At 48.7% G+C, this 16059-nt stretch carries 16 protein-coding genes; 12 read left to right on the top strand and 4 right to left on the bottom strand.

Translation table 11 applies throughout. The annotated features are described in order from the left end of the window. Positions 1-9 precede the first annotated feature (9 nt). Complete coding sequence (locus AC50YO_RS13825) at positions 10-1146, bottom strand: THUMP domain-containing class I SAM-dependent RNA methyltransferase (protein WP_494847747.1); 1137 nt, start codon at positions 1144-1146, stop codon at positions 10-12. Positions 1147-1268: 122 nt separating this feature from the next. Here AC50YO_RS13825 and AC50YO_RS13820 point away from each other — a divergent pair, with 122 nt between their 5' ends. After that, a complete protein-coding gene (locus AC50YO_RS13820) occupies positions 1269-1898 on the top strand; it encodes an O-methyltransferase (RefSeq protein ID WP_494847745.1) in 630 nt (209 codons plus the stop codon). Between the two features lie 84 nt (positions 1899-1982). Here AC50YO_RS13820 and AC50YO_RS13815 read toward each other — a convergent pair whose 3' ends face one another. Beyond that, positions 1983-3194, bottom strand: a complete 1212-nt coding sequence (locus AC50YO_RS13815) for an MFS transporter (RefSeq protein ID WP_494847743.1) — start codon at positions 3192-3194, stop codon at positions 1983-1985. Between the two features lie 284 nt (positions 3195-3478). On the opposite strand from AC50YO_RS13815, the gene AC50YO_RS13810 reads away from it, so the two are divergent. The 5 genes from AC50YO_RS13810 to AC50YO_RS13790 all read left to right on the top strand — a co-directional run bounded on the left by AC50YO_RS13810 (position 3479) and on the right by AC50YO_RS13790 (position 8742). Further along, positions 3479-5146: a GspE/PulE family protein gene (locus AC50YO_RS13810; RefSeq protein ID WP_494847741.1), complete on the top strand. Its 1668-nt coding sequence runs from the start codon at positions 3479-3481 to the stop codon at positions 5144-5146. A 27-nt stretch (positions 5147-5173) separates the two neighbouring features. Beyond that, entirely contained in the window at positions 5174-6217 is a 1044-nt protein-coding gene (locus tag AC50YO_RS13805) for a type IV pilus twitching motility protein PilT (RefSeq protein WP_494847740.1), read from the top strand. 21 nt (positions 6218-6238) lie between these two features. Continuing rightward, positions 6239-7450 carry a type II secretion system F family protein gene (locus AC50YO_RS13800; RefSeq protein ID WP_494847739.1) on the top strand — a complete coding sequence of 404 codons (1212 nt, stop codon included), beginning with the start codon at positions 6239-6241 and terminating at the stop codon, positions 7448-7450. A 62-nt stretch (positions 7451-7512) separates the two neighbouring features. After that, a complete protein-coding gene (locus tag AC50YO_RS13795) occupies positions 7513-7911 on the top strand; it encodes a prepilin-type N-terminal cleavage/methylation domain-containing protein (protein ID WP_494847738.1) in 399 nt (132 codons plus the stop codon). A gap of 63 nt (positions 7912-7974) precedes the next feature. Further along, positions 7975-8742 (top strand): prepilin peptidase, encoded by a 768-nt coding sequence (locus AC50YO_RS13790; RefSeq protein ID WP_494847736.1) that lies wholly within the window; start codon positions 7975-7977, stop codon positions 8740-8742. On the opposite strand, the gene AC50YO_RS13785 is transcribed toward AC50YO_RS13790, so the two are convergent. Together AC50YO_RS13785 and AC50YO_RS13780 are read right to left on the bottom strand one after the other, a co-directional pair. Beyond that, positions 8739-9233, bottom strand: coding sequence for a hypothetical protein (locus tag AC50YO_RS13785; protein WP_494847734.1), 495 nt, complete (start codon positions 9231-9233; stop codon positions 8739-8741). The two genes, AC50YO_RS13790 and AC50YO_RS13785, sit on opposite strands and share 4 nt — an antisense overlap. Before the next feature lie 18 nt (positions 9234-9251). Next, positions 9252-9743, bottom strand: coding sequence for a type IV pilus modification PilV family protein (locus tag AC50YO_RS13780; protein ID WP_494847733.1), 492 nt, complete (start codon positions 9741-9743; stop codon positions 9252-9254). Positions 9744-9815: 72 nt separating this feature from the next. On the opposite strand from AC50YO_RS13780, the gene AC50YO_RS13775 reads away from it, so the two are divergent. The 6 genes from AC50YO_RS13775 to hemH all read left to right on the top strand — a co-directional run bounded on the left by AC50YO_RS13775 (position 9816) and on the right by hemH (position 16043). Beyond that, positions 9816-11417, top strand: a complete 1602-nt coding sequence (locus tag AC50YO_RS13775; protein ID WP_494847732.1) for a hypothetical protein — start codon at positions 9816-9818, stop codon at positions 11415-11417. 15 nt (positions 11418-11432) lie between these two features. Continuing rightward, positions 11433-12533 carry a type IV pilus biogenesis protein PilM gene (pilM, locus tag AC50YO_RS13770; RefSeq protein ID WP_494847730.1) on the top strand — a complete coding sequence of 367 codons (1101 nt, stop codon included), beginning with the start codon at positions 11433-11435 and terminating at the stop codon, positions 12531-12533. Continuing rightward, a complete protein-coding gene (locus AC50YO_RS13765; RefSeq protein ID WP_494847728.1) occupies positions 12530-13108 on the top strand; it encodes a hypothetical protein in 579 nt (192 codons plus the stop codon). The genes pilM and AC50YO_RS13765 overlap by 4 nt, the downstream gene beginning before the upstream one ends. Further along, positions 13108-13830: a hypothetical protein gene (locus AC50YO_RS13760; protein WP_494847727.1), complete on the top strand. Its 723-nt coding sequence runs from the start codon at positions 13108-13110 to the stop codon at positions 13828-13830. Before AC50YO_RS13765 ends, AC50YO_RS13760 begins: the two co-directional genes overlap by 1 nt. A gap of 202 nt (positions 13831-14032) precedes the next feature. After that, entirely contained in the window at positions 14033-15103 is a 1071-nt protein-coding gene (gene hemE, locus AC50YO_RS13755; protein WP_494847726.1) for a uroporphyrinogen decarboxylase, read from the top strand. Continuing rightward, positions 15096-16043: a ferrochelatase gene (gene hemH, locus AC50YO_RS13750; RefSeq protein WP_494847725.1), complete on the top strand. Its 948-nt coding sequence runs from the start codon at positions 15096-15098 to the stop codon at positions 16041-16043. The genes hemE and hemH overlap by 8 nt, the downstream gene beginning before the upstream one ends. The last annotated feature ends 16 nt before the right edge of the window (positions 16044-16059 follow it).

Here is a 16059-nt window from a genome sequence, read left to right as displayed (position 1 = left end):
CTTAGGCGTTTAACGGCGCGGTGGCAAAGGCCCGAAAAACTGATAGTAGTCACATTGAATACGCCCGTTGAACAGCTTGCGTTTTTTATCAGCCTTCCGGCTGAAATAATGCTCGACATTCGTAGCGGGAGTAATCGCAAAGAAGGACCATGTCGGATAGTACAGGGACGAGAGCCCGAACTGCTTCAAGGCAGCCTCTGCTTCTTTATCATCACCAAGCCGTTCCCCATAAGGTGGATTCGTAATGATAACGCCGTAATCGCCTTCCGGCTTCATTCTGGCTACTGGCAGCACGCTTAGCTTGATTTCTTTGCCAAAGCCGGCTTTTTTGACAGCAGCCTGTGAAATTTCTATAGCATAAGGATCTATATCAGAGCCTGCAATTTGAAGTGGAACATTATCCTTAACCGCATCAAATGCCTCTTCGCGTGCTTGCTCCCATAGCTCTTCAGGAACGAGCGGCCAGCCTTCGCTGTTGAAGGTGCGGCGAAGTCCCGGAGCAATATTCCAGGCAATCATTGCGGCTTCGATCAAGATCGTGCCCGAACCGCAGAATGGGTCATACAATGGACGTTCTGGGTTCCAGCGGCTAAGCTGGACGAGTGCTGCGGCCATCGTCTCCCGGATGGGAGCCTCTGTCGCCGCTTTGCGGTATCCGCGCTGATGCAGGCCAACTCCAGTCGTATCGAGTGTCAGCATAGCATGATCGTTCATGAGGGTGACCTCAATAACATATTGGCCGCCATCCTCGTGGAACCATTCTGTGCCGTAACGTTCCTTCATCTTTTCTACAACAGCTTTTTTGGCAATGCTCTGACAAGCAGGCACGCTAGTTAGCTGTGATTTCTGGGAACGTCCGTTAACGGGGAATTCGCCGTCCTCAGGTATCCATTCCGGCCAATCAAGCGCCTTCGTTCCTTCGAACAGCTCTTCGAAGGTTGTTGCTGGGAATTCACCCATGTTGATCAGAATCCGTCCGGCTGAACGAAGCCACAGATTGGTGCGGCAAATATCAATCGGCTCTCCAGTGAATCGTACGCGGCCATTCTCGACTTGAAGATCGTTGTAGCCGAGTTCTTTTAGTTCTCTTGCAACAACCGCTTCTAATCCCATTGGTGCGGTTGCAATTAAATTTATTCTTGTCATAATCGTTTATTCTCTCCCTTAATTGTAAAGACGCAGTTGTATCCTCGCGGTCAAAATCATACAATCAAGTATAGGACAAAGCGGCCTGCTTTTACAAATTGTAATATTGGAGAGATTGAATCATGTCGATAGAAGAGCAATATGTAGATGGTCTTTATAGTAGAGATAGCGATTTGGATCGGACAAAAGAAGGAATTGCAGCACATGGCATGCCGGATATTTCGATAGCGGATGGCTACGGAAGACTGCTTACGATGCTAGTTACGATGTCGGGTGCGAAGCAGGTGCTGGAGATCGGTGCCTTAGGCGGATACAGCGGCATCTGTCTGGCTCGCGGGCTGGTGGCTGGCGGACGGCTTACCTCTCTTGAGCTGAAGGCAGAGTTCGCAGAAGTTGCTATGGCGCATATGGCAGCTGCCGGGCATGGCGATGCAGTTGAATATAGGATCGGCGATGCAAGAGATAGTCTGGCTAAGCTCAAGGAAGAAGGGAAGAAATTCGATTTCTTCTTCATTGATGCCGATAAGGAAGGTTACCCCATCTATCTGGATTATGCGATTGAGTTGGCCAATCCCGGCGCCATTATTATAGGCGATAATATACTGCTTCGTGGACGGACGACTGATCCAGCCAAGGCAGGCCCATCTGTTCAAGCCGTACGCTCCTTCAATCAGCGCATCGCTTCGGACGAGCGGCTCTCAAGTACGATACTGCCGGGCTACGATGGGCTTGCTATTGCCATTGTGAAGTAAGAATGAACGATATAGGCTATAGAAACGCAAAGGCCGCCTGAATGAGCAATGAAGCTCATTCAGGCGGCCTTTTGCCGTACATAATTAGTGGGAGGCTTTCCTCGTCATTCCCTTCAGCAGGGAATGACGGACCCATAATGCGTTAAGTAGCAGGAGTCCCGCCGACAGGAGGAACAGTCCTTGAATACCGACTGAGCCGGATAATGCGCCGCCTGTAATGGGGCCGATCATGTTGCCCAAGCTCAATGTGCTGCTATTGAAGCCGTATGCCCGAGATTCCATTCCCTCCGGTGTATATTTTCTTATGAGCGCATTGACAGTCGGCACAAGCCCTCCGAGGAAGATGCCGAGCGCGAACCTCGCAAGCAGCAGCTGCCAGACCGTAGATACAAGTGCCTGCGGAATGAACGTAATGGCTGCTCCTATTAAGCACAGCCCAAGTATTCGTTCTGCCCCGATCCGGTCGCTAAGCTTGCCGAGGAGAGGAGAAGCGATCATATTGGACAGTCCTGATACTGATCCGACAAAGCCGGCCCAAAAAGCGAGGTTCGCCGTTGTACCATGCAGCTCCTGTACGTACAGGGGCATGATCGTCATCGGGCTGAGCATCGCGAATTGAATGAGGAAGGTGACGGCAAACAGCGCGGTAAGCTGAGGAATGCCGCGCAGCTGCTGAAATCCTGCCGTTATGGATACCTGCGGTTGTGCTGCAGCCTTGGAGCGGTTGAATGGGTCCTTCACTACGAGAAGAGTGAGTATGGATGCCGCGAACAACAGGCTGCCTGTAATGTAGAAGATCGGCCTGAACCCGACAGCATCTGCAAGCAAGCCTCCAATAAAAGGACCAAGTATCGTTCCCGCAATGCCTCCCGATTGCAGCGTTCCCATAGCGAAGCCGGTCTTATCCTTCGGAGTCGTTGCCGAAATTAAGGCGACTGAGGCGGGATTGAAGCCAGAGATCGTCCCGTTCAGCATCCTTAGGAGAAGCAAGTGCCAAGGCTCTGTAGCGAAGCCCATAAGCGTCATGACGATCGCCATCCCGAAGCCGGAGCGGAGCAGCATCATTTTACGCCCGTATTTGTCGGCCAGCTTGCCCCAGATCGGTTGGAAGATAAACGCTGTAACGAAATTGCCTGCAAAGATAAAGCCTGTCCACATCGCGATCTCATGCGGATCAGTCAGGCCAAGATCAAATTGCAAATACAGCGATAAGAAAGGAATGATCATAGTCATTCCAGCGTTGACAAGAAATTGTCCGAACCACATCACGACGAGATTTTTTTTCCATTGTACCATGTTGAAAGTATAGCATAATACGTGTCGAATTATTAAAACGCAGGTGGTCGGGTGGTTAAGTCCTAATTATTTAATGGTGCTAAAGGGCTAAAATCGTTTTAAATTAGGGGTAAAATTTTGTTTAATGACATTAAAAGGTAATTAATAGGATTAATTAGGTCTATAGTCCTTGACTTAAAGACCTATTGTTGTTTTAATAGAAGCAGTTTCAGTAGTTTCATATATTTGCTAATTACGAGAGTTGACTTTTTGTATAGAAAAATAGAGTAGGCAGGTGAGCCGCTATGTCTGGTGCCCGCAAACGAATTGGTGATTTGCTGCTCGAGTCAGGCGTCATTACCGAAGCTCAGCTCAAGCTTGCCTTGGAGCAGCAACGAGAGACCAAAGCCCGCTTAGGTGACTTGCTCATTACGAATGGCTTCATTACCCAGCAGCAGTTTATTGAAGCTCTGGAGTTTCAGCTTGGCATCCCGCATGTACAGCTCTATCGGCAGAAGATCGATCCCAATACGATTCAGCTGCTTACCCAGAAGCTGGCAACCCATCATTGTGTGCTTCCCCTCCGAATGGATGGCAATAAGCTTGTTATTGCGATGGCTGATCCACTAGACTTTTTTGCTATTGATGAAGTGCGTATTGCGACGGGCTTAAGAGTCGAGCCCGTTATTGCTTCCCGCGATGAGCTGACGCGCATGATTAACCGCTACTACGGCTTGTCTGAGACATTGGAGCAGATCAGCCAGAATCTTCAACTGAAGGATATGGATGATGAACGGGTCATTCAAGATGAAGACTCACCGGTCGTTAAGACCGTCAATCAAATTATTATGCAGGCTGTTCTTCTTGGCGCAAGCGATATTCATCTTGATCCTCAAGAGAAAAGCTTCCGTATTCGCTTCCGGGTGGATGGCGTGCTTCGCACAGAGCGGACATTGCCGCCTAATATGCATGGGGTTATCGTAGCCCGTATAAAAATTATGGCGAACCTTAACGTCGCCGAACGGCGGCTGCCGCAAGACGGACGCGTGGAGCTGGAGATTGAATATCGCAAGGTGGATGTGAGGATCGCCACGCTGCCTACGATCCATGGGGAAAAAGTTGTTATCCGGGTGCTGGATTTAAGCAATTCGGTTGCCGATATATCGAAGCTGACGTTATCTGAGCGCAATCAGGAAGTTTTCATGAAGGCGATTGAATCGGCTAACGGTGTTGTGTTGATTACAGGACCTACCGGCAGCGGCAAATCTACGGCCTTATACTCTGCCCTTGGCCATCTTAACCACGAGGATGTCAATATTATTACGGTGGAGGATCCCGTTGAATTCCAGCTGGAGGGGATCAATCAGGTACAGGTCAACATGGTAACAGGACTTACCTTTGCAAGGGGATTACGCTCGATTCTGCGCCAGGACCCGAATATTGTCATGATAGGCGAGATTCGGGATACAGAGACAGCAGAGATTGCCATACGTGCAGCGATGACCGGACATCTCGTGCTAAGTACGCTGCATACGAACAATGCCGTGAATTCAATTACCCGGCTGATTGATATGGGAGTGGAGCCTTTTCTAATCTCATCCGCTGTCAATTGCATCGTCGCCCAGCGGCTTGTTCGGCGAGTGTGTCCGCACTGCTCCCAGAGCTACTCCCCGCTTCCGGAAGAGCTGGAGATAATGGCAGCCGCTGGCATTCAAGCCGAGCGCTTGTACAAGGGGGAGGGCTGTGGAGATTGCGGCCTTACTGGCTACAAGGGAAGACTGGCGATTCATGAGGTGTTATTTATAGATGATGAGCTACGCTCCATGATTCTTGCCAAAAGATCGGATCATGAATATTATTCCCATGCTTTGAAGCTTGGAATGATTCCGATTCTGGAGGATGGCTTGCTCAAGGCTGTGGAAGGCCGCACAACACTTTCCGAGGTGTTCCGCGTGCTTGGGAAAGGCGATTGACATGCAGAAGGCGAGATGGATTAGGAAATGGATATGACAGCTCAGGAGCTACTTCAGCTGGCACATAGCAACAAGGTGTCAGATATACATATTACCGTGAACTCTCCTGTAGTATTCCGTATTCATGGGCGCTTGAAGCCCTATGATGAGCGGAGGCTTAAGCCGCGGGATACAGAGGAAATAGCGAGACAGCTAATGACCGGCGAGCAATATGAGTTATTTCTGGAGCAAAGTGACATTGATTTCTCCTACGGCATTCAAGGGCTGGCACGCTTCCGGATTAATGCCTACAAGCAGAGAGGCAGCGTCGGGCTGGCGATTCGGATTGTACCGAGCCAAATTCCGACGATGGAGGAGCTCCAACTGCCGGGTATTGTGAAGGAATTCGCTGATAAGCCGCAGGGGCTGCTGCTTGTGACGGGACCTACGGGCAGCGGTAAGTCAACGACGCTGGCTTCGATTATTGATTATTTGAACCGAAGCGGCAGCTCACATATTATTACGCTCGAAGATCCAATCGAGTTCATCCATGACCATAAAAGGTCGATGGTCAATCAACGTGAGATCGGCTTGGACACGCCTTCCTTTGCCAGCGGTCTGCGCTCAGCGCTGCGGCAGGACCCTGATGTTGTATTAATCGGAGAATTGCGGGATCTGGAGACCATTAGTACGGCAATTACTGCAGCGGAGACGGGGCATCTCGTATTAGGCACCTTGCATACAGCAGATTCTCCGCAGACGATTGATCGTATGATCGACGTCTTTCCTCCTGCAATGCAGGCCCAGATTCGTATTCAGCTAGCGGCGGTACTTCTGGGCGTTGTCTCCCAGCGATTGCTCGCGAAGACGGATGGCACCGGCAGGGTTGCGGCCTTCGAAGTGCTGACCAATACGCCAGCTGTATCCAATCTGATTCGCTCGGAGAAGGTTTTTCAGATTCGGTCCGTTATGCAGACAGGACGGAGCTATGGCATGCAGACGATGGAGAATTCGCTGCGTGAGCTTGTCCAGCGAGGGACGGTTACCTGGCAGGAAGCCAAGGAAGCCATGTTCGGATTTGGCGAGTTGTAAGGGGAATGGAGGGGACAAGCGATGCCTAAGTATCGGTATAAAGCGGTAACTGCGCAAGGGAAGAAGTCATTGGGCATGCTTGAGGCCATCTCCATGCAGCGTGCCAGAGAATCTCTTAATGAGCAGGGGCTATGGGTAACTGAAATTCAGGATACGAATGACAGCGTCCTGCACCGTGATCTTTCATTCGGCGGACCCAAGGTCAACACCGAGCACTTCACCGTCTTCTGCAGACAACTGGCGACGATGTACAAAGCCGGGGTCAGTATTGTTGAAGCCGTGCAAATTTTGAGTGAGCAGACATCGAGCAAGACATTTGCCAAGGTGCTGCTGAGTGTTGCAGAGGATATGAAGGGCGGCTCCCAGCTGTCTGAGGCGGTAGGGAAGCATCCGACGATATTCACGCCCATCTTCGTTCATATGGCGCATGCCGGAGAATTAGCAGGTAATCTCGATGTCATGCTGGAGCGTCTGGCGGTCTTCTTCGAGAAGGAGCGGAATACGAAGGAAAAGGTAAAGTCGGCTATGGTATATCCCGTCATTATGCTTATTCTAATGGTCATCGTCGTTATTTTCCTGATGCTCTTCATTATTCCGCAATATACGATGACCTTCCAGGATATGGGAATTGAATTACCGCTGCCTACGCGTATTGTGATGGCGACAAGTGAATTCATCCAAGGCTATTGGTATGTTCTTATTGTAGCTGCCTTTATCCCGCCTCTTGCTCTCAAGCTGATTCGACGTACTTCTGCCGGCAGGGAAAAGCTCGATTACATGAAGCTGAAGCTGCCCGTATTCGGCAAGCTCTGGCACAAGCAGGCCATTGCGCGCTTCGCCAGAACGTTCAGCTCCTTAGTTGCAGCGGCGGTGCCCCTGATGCAAGGCTTATCGATCGTCTCACATGTTGTCGGCAACGAAGCAATTGGGAAGGTGATTGGCGATATTCGTGAGAAGGTGCTAAGCGGCGAGCCGATGTCCGACCCCTTGAAGCAATCCAAGCTATTCCCGCCGATGGTTACACAGATGCTCGTTATTGGCGAGCGTTCAGGAGCGATAGAGGACATGCTGGAGAAAGTGGCAGACTTCTACGAGGCGGATGTGGATCAGCTGGCGGAACGCCTGAAGTCACTGCTGGAGCCGCTGATGATCGTTATTCTGACCGCAATTGTCGGGGTTATCGTTCTTGCCGTTATGACGCCGTCCTTCAAGATGATGGAGAGTTATTTATAGTGGTTTCATTGCTTCACCAAATAGATTAATTATGAAGAAGAGAGAGGGGATTTATTATGTTAATGGCATTGAAAAGAAATGAAAAGGGTCTTACCTTGATCGAGCTTTTGGCGGTGCTCGTCATCGTCGCGATCATCGCAGCAATCGCAATCCCGGCAATCGGAAGTACAATCTCCAAGTCGAAAGACAAGTCAGACATCACGACAGGGAGAATTTTGGAAGAGGCTGCACTTAGGTATGCGCTGGATTATGAGAAAGAAGTAGAAGATAAATTAACAGGTACCCCTGAGAGTACAACTATTACTGTTGAGACTTTGAAATCGAGTGGATATATCAATGATTATAAATGGCAAGGTAAAGTTGAAGCCAACAAGTTTAATGCAATTGTACTTACAAAAGCAGATAATGGCACCTATACAGCTAAAGGAACTGTGACAGCAACTCCGCCAGCTACACCTTAAAATATTCACAAGAAAGGCAGCCTTCCGGGTTGCCTTTCTTACCTATGCGAAGGAGGAAATCACATGCTAGTGTGGCTGCCGCTCTTATCTATGCTGCTAGGCTTGCTGGCAGGCAGCGCATTGAATGCAATTGCTATACGCTGGGATAACCGTCTGTCTTCGGTGTACCCCCCGTCCTATTGCCTTGAGCAAGGCCATAGGCTTAACGCCTATTCGACGGTTCCCTTGCTTCACTACCTCTTCTCCAAAGGGAAATGCCGGGCTTGCGGCAATGCTATTGTATGGCGCTATGCGGCAGGCGAAGCGGTTACAGCACTGTTATTCGCCATGGCCGGCTATAAAATAGGATGGCAAGCGGAGCTGATTCCAGCGCTGCTGCTCATCAGCATTCTCATCATTATCGTGCAGACTGATCTTACCGATATGATTATTCCAAATAAAGTGGTGGCGGTTGGCGCTGCAAGCGCACTGCTGGCTCGCTTACTGATCCATCCGCTTCCCCTGCAGAATTATGTTGCAGCGGCTATTGCAGGAAGCGGCTTTTTGTTCGTGATAGGAATGGTCAGCAGCAAGCTGCTGCAGAAGGAAACGATGGGTGGAGGCGATATTAAGCTGTACGTCTTCATTGGTCTGATACTAGGGATCAAGCTGACCCTGCTCAGTCTGTTTCTCGCTAGTTTATTTGGATTAATCGGTGGAATTGCATTAATGAGGACAAATACGAGAGGAAAAGCAATACCGTTCGGGCCCTACATAGCCGCTGGAGCGCTGACGGCTTATTACTGGGGGAACGGTATCGTGGATTGGTATTTGAGTCTAATTAGCTTCTAGCTGCTCTTGACTAGATTGACGACGGTTGAGGTCGAATGAATCTGTTTGCCGGGTAGATTCATAGACAGTTCAATTTCGATTTGAGAGCCGGTCCTATGGATCGTTACATCGTTCACATGTTTGGATAATGTCATGTAAGCAGTCGCAGCAGGAACATTGCCGTTGCTATCAGCCAGCCGATAGGCTACGTCCAGCTTAGAAGCGGAAGCATCGAAGGTATACTCAACGAACTGATCCCTTGAGCCCTGCAGCAGCAGGCTCCGGCTAGTTGGCTGCTGTGCGGTGAACCCGCCAAGACGGGCGGAATCTACAATGTGCTCCATGATAACCCTTGATTCTTGCAAGATGGATTCACGGCTGCTTACTTGGGTGACGCCAAGATTAGTCTGGTTAAGCAGGTAGATGAGAGAGCCTAGTATGAGAATGGTTAGTACAAGCGTTGCAGTGATTTCGACCAAGGTCAGTCCTTTTTCGTTATTCCATTTCAGCATCATCTTCACCTCCATTTATTATTGATAAGCGACGTAAGCGGTCAGCTCATATTCGTCATTACTGGCTAAGGATCTGCATGTAATGACGACATACCTGAATAAATCAGCGGTATTATAGCTCTCGTATACGGGCAGATTGTCTTCTGCAGCAACGCCATTGCGCAAATTAATCGATCCGAGGGAATGGCTGCTCGTTTTAATTTGAAATTCGTATTGCTTGTCTGCTTGGCTCGGATAGTAGAGTGGGGCCAGAGAAGCACTAGGATGGTCTCGCAGCACAGCAAGAGGCAATGATTGCCCGAATACAGTGACACTGGGCTGATCCTTTATATTTTCCTTAATTTCTTCCATAACGTTTCTTGTCAGCTGCACGGTGTTGCCTTTCCTCTCATTGCTCTTGGTATGGGCCGCACCTTGCTGAAGGATGAAGGCAAGTCCTAGAACAGCAATGCCCAGAATAGCGATTGAGCCGAGCACTTCAATAAGCGATAGTCCTTTTTCGTTATTCATAGGCTTCCTCCAGAAAATAATAGTATTCGCATAGATTTACATTAGAATAATACGGATTGGGAGGGAAAGGCAATGAAAAAATATTTTCGTTCAGAAAGAGGAAATACGCTTCTGATGGTGCTTGGCTTCATCGTAATTATGGCTATCATTATTGCGCCTCTCGCCGCGAACGCTAATGTGGGACTGCTGCAAGTGAAGACTGGAGGCAACAAGGAGAAGGCTTTTAATCAGGCAGAATCAGCTCGGACCGTATTTGACCGAATGTATAAGCAATTAAAGGAGAATAACAGCAATCCCTTCTTCCCTTATACAGAAGAGGATATTAACCAGCTCGTGCAAGAGCTTGATGGCATTAAGACGGAGCTTGGTGTAAAAGAGATTGCTGTTATCAGGGAGGGCGGACTGCCTGTCGCCGTCACCTTTTATGCGGAGAGCGGGTCTGGCAATCAAGTTAGGCGCAGCAAGCTGCGTTATGAATTGATGCCTGTACCAACACCGGAGTCCAGCCCGACACCTCCAGTGGTTGTGACACCATCGCCAACTCCTACGCCGCCTGTCCTAAGCAGTGCGAAAAAAGTCATTCAGAATAATCCCAGATTCAACAACCTGTTCTGTGAATGCAATCCGGATGCTGTTATTACTGCGGCACCAAAGGACTTTATAGATAATAATTACCAAGGGAACTTTCGGAATGAATTCGGCAGCTACGCCGATTATTATTTGATTGATCAATTTCAATCGAGGACAGAGGATAAGCTGAAGCTGGTGTCAGAGATTAATAACAGTGATACTCAGCCCTCTACTCTAATCGTTAACGGAACACAGGAGGTAGGCGAATATAAAGGGAATGTACAGATTAATAGCCATGGCAGCGTAACCGATATTTATTCAGCATCACCAGCAATGTCGGTTAGAACGACGGGAGATCTGTTCATTAGTCGTTCGATCTTGGAGACCTCCTTCAAGGGAGCGGTAATCGTCGGCAAAAATCTTGAAATCGCGGAGATCGACATGACAGGCAAAGCTCCTGGCGCAAGCAGCAGGCTGAATATATTCGGGGATGCTTATATCAAGGGGAACGTATCGCTAGGAACAAAAGGGGTATTGGATGAGTTGATTGTAGATGGCGATATGGTAATCGGCGGAGACATGAAATTCCAGAACTCGATTAAGAAGCTCCAAATTAAAGGGGATCTGATTATTGGAGGCTCTTTAACTGCAACGAATACCGTCAATATGGAGGTTGAAGGCTCAGTGCTTGTACGGGGGAATGTAGCCATAGACAACTCTGTTAACAGCCTGACAATTAAGAGGGATTTTATCGTTAAAGTGGATGTACGGTTCCAAAATCATATCAAGCATTTAGCTGTAGGAGATTCCTTCGTTATTGGAGGCAGCTTTTTCAGCGGGCAAGGCTTGGATAAGATTACAATCGGCAGAGATTTTATCGTTAACAAAAACTTTGAAAGCGCCAACCAGATTAATGAAAGCATGAAGCTCAATGGTTATTTCATCGTTTTTGGGGATGCGGCCTTCAAGGAGATTCCCAAACTAAAAGGAAGCGGCAATCAGCCGAGCAATGGGATGAAAGGCTTCATGGTTGGCGGAGCAACAACGTTCGCCAGCAGCCTTCAATATTATGATTATGATAATACGCTTTGCATTACGGGATAGGAAGGGGGAGCGACGTTGAGTCAATCTTTACTGCGTAAATTAAAGAGCGGGCATCACACGTTAGGCATCGAAGTGACAGATGAACAGGTAAAGCTATGCGGAATTTCGGAGAACGGGTATAAGCTCACTCGTATCGATCAGTACACGGCGGCGCCATTGCCAGCAGGAGTGATACAGGACGGGCGTATTATGAAGCAAGCTGAGCTGCTGGAAATTATGCAAGGCTTGCTAGCCACAGCGAATCTCAGCTCGAAATACGTTCATTTTGCTATACCGAGTCCTCTTGTGATGGTTCGAATGCTGAAGCTGCCGGATTTATCACAAAGCGAGCTTAGCAAGCTTGTCCAATTCGAGATGAAGCATAATCTTCAGCTTGCCTTCGATAAGCCGCACTATGATTTCATTAAGCTCCCAGCTACCAAATCCGGGGTGCAGGCTGTGTCTAATGAGCCGGAGCCAGCGAAGCTGAACGATCCCGCTGCAGAAGAAGCCCCTGCTGAGCAGGCTCAGGAGAACCTGTGTGAGGTGCTGGTCGTTGCTGCTCCACTTGATGTTCTACAGCAATATAATGAGCTGCTCCTGCAGTTAAAGCTGATACCGGTCAGCTTTGAGATAAAGGCATTCTCTCTAATCCGATTAGTAGAACGCAGCCGTCTTAGAATGGAGGGCATTCATATTATTGTAGATGTGAATGAGACGAATTCGGAATTCACAATTATAGAGGATGGCGTATTCCGCATGACGCGCAACGTCGAGGTGTCCTTCCGGACGATGGAGCATCAAGCGAATGATGATAATAGACAATGGCTTGCTAATTTCTCTTCCCCTGATCAAATATTCACGACAGCTTCGGAGGACTTGATATCGGAGTTGGAGAGGCTTATGAATTTCTACACGTATGTGGTGAACAAGAGTGACCGTCAAGTCCAATCTATCTTGCTATCGGGTGACATCTCTGGCATGAACAGGCTTGCAGAAGTAATGGCGGGAAGCCTGAGCCAGATGGTCGTAACGATGGATTGGAGCATGATTGCAACAGAAGGCAATGAGCCGGAAGCGAGCCTATCTGCGCTCTCTGTACCGCTGGGTCTTGCTTTAAGGGGGAAGGAAGGATGAAGTCTATCAACCTGCTGCCTCCAAAGGTATCCAAACAGCAGAAGAATGCGATGCTCGTCCCGCTATTATTCGTACTGATGGCTGTTCTGTTAGGAGCTCAGTGGTACTATGCGAGCTTATGGAGCAAGGAGTCTAATGCGAATCAATTGGCGGCATTAGAGAACAGACAGCAGATTCGTGAATTGCGTACCAACGGCGAGTCATTGGCTAAAGTTAATCAATTCAAGCAAATCAGCGCAAGCGTGCAGCAGCTGCGTGATGAACGGCCGGAATGGATCCCCTATCTTGCCTCTATTGTTGGTTATATGCCAAAAGAATCAACGGCTGTCTATATCGGTGCTGCAGAGGATGGCCGGTCTATGCAAGCCGAGATTGATTTCAAGGTGATCGAAGAGAGCCTAATTTATATCCAACAGCTGGAGGAAGCTCCGCTACTCGAAAAAATCGCTTTGACGACCTACCGGAAAGAACTAACCAAAGAATCCCCTCTGGCTGAAAATGTAACAAAGGCAGAGCCGGTATACAAAGTGCTCGTAAATATTGCCTTAAAAGATGGGGAAGGGGAGTCGCCATAATGGAGCTGCAATGGAAAGCCTCGTTTGTGCGTTCGCTCAAACGACCTACTCGCAATATGATTATGATTGCCGGTCTGCTGCTCTTGAATATTGCAGTTGCTCTGATTTTTCTTTTGCCCGCTTGGACCAAGCTTGGGGATACCCAAGCAGAAGCAGTGAATTCGCAAGAAGCGCTTGCTACGACGCAGTTGGAATATACGATGGAGACGATTACGGAGCAACAGCTCACAGAGCTAGCGAGTCAGATCCCGCTGCAAAAGAAAGACTCAGCGATGCTGCTCTCGCTGCTGCAGCTTGTTCTTCAGTCCAAAGCTGTGCTAACGGATTTTCAGCAAGAAGACAAGGCGGAAGCTGCTGATGCTGCTGATGCTGGAGAGAACGCACAGTCCAATCCTGAAGTAATGAAAAGCGAGATTAACGTGACGATTGCGGCAAACTTGGAAAACCAGCTGCAATTCCTGCAAAATGCTCAGAGAAGTGAATGGTTGATTGCTAGTCCAAGATGGACCATTCGACTAGCTAATGCATCAGAGCTTACAGCTGATTTGCGCAGTTCTCCTTTTATTGATAAGCAAAAGCCAGTGTATACGATGAACGTTACGCTGCAATTCTATTCTCTGCCTCAATTGGCAGACCTATTTGGGCAAGAGAAGCCGCAAGTGAACAATGAGAGAATCTTAGCGCCTCTTGAAGACAAGTACCCAACGATCAAGTGGGATTAAAGAATACGGATGAAGACCGAGTGAATCGACCGAGACGGCTTCGGTCGATTTTGCTTTTCTAGCATGATTCATCTCTTCTTCATGCAGCAGAGAGCTTATTGTCATACTATTGTCATAGGAAGTCGGACGAGGGCAGTTGTTAGAGGTTGGGAAAACGGGCATAATGGAATTTAAAGAAAAACTATAGAAAAGAGGAACGGCAATGAGTTATAACGACCGTTTCATTCGGGCATGCCGGAAGGAACATGTAGACACAGTACCCGTATGGTATATGCGTCAAGCGGGACGATACGATCCCGAATACCGCAAGATTAAAGAAAAATATTCTCTGCTAGAGATTTGCCGACAGCCAGAGCTAGCTGCCGAAGTAACGATGATGCCGGTACGCAAGCTTGGCGTTGATGCGGCTATTTTATATTCCGATATTATGAATCCAGTAGCTTCTATTGGCATTGACTTTGATATTGTTGCGAATATCGGACCGGTTATTGCCAACCCAATACGTTCGACAGCTGATGTTGAACGCTTGAAGCCTATTGATGTGGAAGGCGATCTTGGGCATGTTCTGGAGACGATTCGCATACTGGATCGAGAGCTTGAGGTTCCTCTCATTACTTTTGCAGGAGCTCCGTTTACGATTGCAAGCTATTTAATTGAGGGCAAGCCTTCTAAAAATTACTTGCGGACCAAAGCTCTGATGTACAGCGAGCCTAAAGTATGGCATCAGCTAATGGACAAGCTCGGCGATATGGTCATTACTTATTTGCGCGCTCATATTGCAGCAGGCGGCAAAGCCTTCCAACTGTTCGATAGCTGGGTAGGCGCTCTTACGCCAGCAGATTTCCGTACCTATGTATGGCCTACAATTGAGCGAATATTTGCAGAACTATCAGATTTGCAGCAGCCTAAAGTTTACTTCCCCGGTGTAAGCTCCGGTGAATTGCTGCCAGAGCTCAAGACCTTGCAGACAGACGTTATCGGCCTTGATTGGCGGATCTCAATTCCGGAGGGGCGTCGTCGTCTAGATGGCAAATTTGCCGTTCAAGGCAATCTCGATCCTACGGTATTAACGGCACCGATGTCTGTTATCGAATCGTATGCAGCCGAAATTATTGAGCAGGGCTTAGAGCAGCCTGGCTTTATTTTTAACCTTGGACACGGTCTTTTCCCAGAAGCTTCATTAGAGAAGCTTGCCGAGCTGACAGCGTTCATTCATACGTATTCCGAGCAAGCGATCAACAAGCGTTCAGGGAAGGAGAACAGTCATGTCTGAAGCGAAAGTAAACGATAAAATTGGCGTATTGGTCATGTCCTACGGAACACCTCAAAGTTTGGAGGATGTGGAAGCCTATTATACGCATATTAGACGGGGCCACCCGCCTACACCTGAGCAATTAGCAGATCTGTCGGGACGCTATGAGGCAATTGTAGGAGGGGTGTTCCCGCTTCGTGAGAATACGAACGGCCAAGTAGCAGGGCTTCAAGATAAGCTGGAGCAGTTGGCTCCAGGTCAATATGCGTGTTATCAAGGCTTGAAGCATGCTAGTCCTTATATCGAGGACGGCGTTGAGCAGATGGCAAGTGATGGCATAACCAAAGCTGTCGGTATTGTATTGGCGCCGCATTATTCGAGTATGAGCGTTGGCTCTTATGTAAAGCGGGCGCAGGAGAAGGCGGAGGCACTGGGCATTACGATGTCGTTTGTGAAGCAGTATCATTTGCATCCGAAGCTGCTCAAGGCATTGACGGAACGCGTGACAGATGGGCTGGCTCGCCTGGATCAAGCATCTGACGGAGCGAAGCCAGTGAAGGTGCTGTTCAGCGCACACAGCTTGCCTGAAAAAATTCGTGAGCTTGGCGATCCGTATGAGCAGCAGCTTATGGAGACTTCCGAAGCTGTAGCTGCACAAGCAGGCATAGATGCATCCGAGTGGCAATTCACTTGGCAAAGCGCAGGCCGGACGAAGGAGCCTTGGCTCGGACCTGATATTCTGGATACACTCCAGACGCTTGCCAATGAAGGAATACAAGCGGTATTGGTCGCTCCGGTCGGATTCGTGTCGGATCATCTTGAAGTGCTGTATGATCTGGATATTGAAGCGAAGACAGCAGCCAGCGAGCTTGGAATGACACTCGATAGAATCAAGATGCTTAATCGTGATCCTCTATATATGGAGACTTTAGCAGAGTCAGTAGTTGAAGCAGTCCTTTAAGAAAGGAAGAATGAGA

This window comes from Paenibacillus sp. J22P59 (assembly GCF_059383895.1).
Note: the sequence above shows the minus strand (reverse complement) of the source record. Positions and strands in the feature narration are given on the sequence as shown.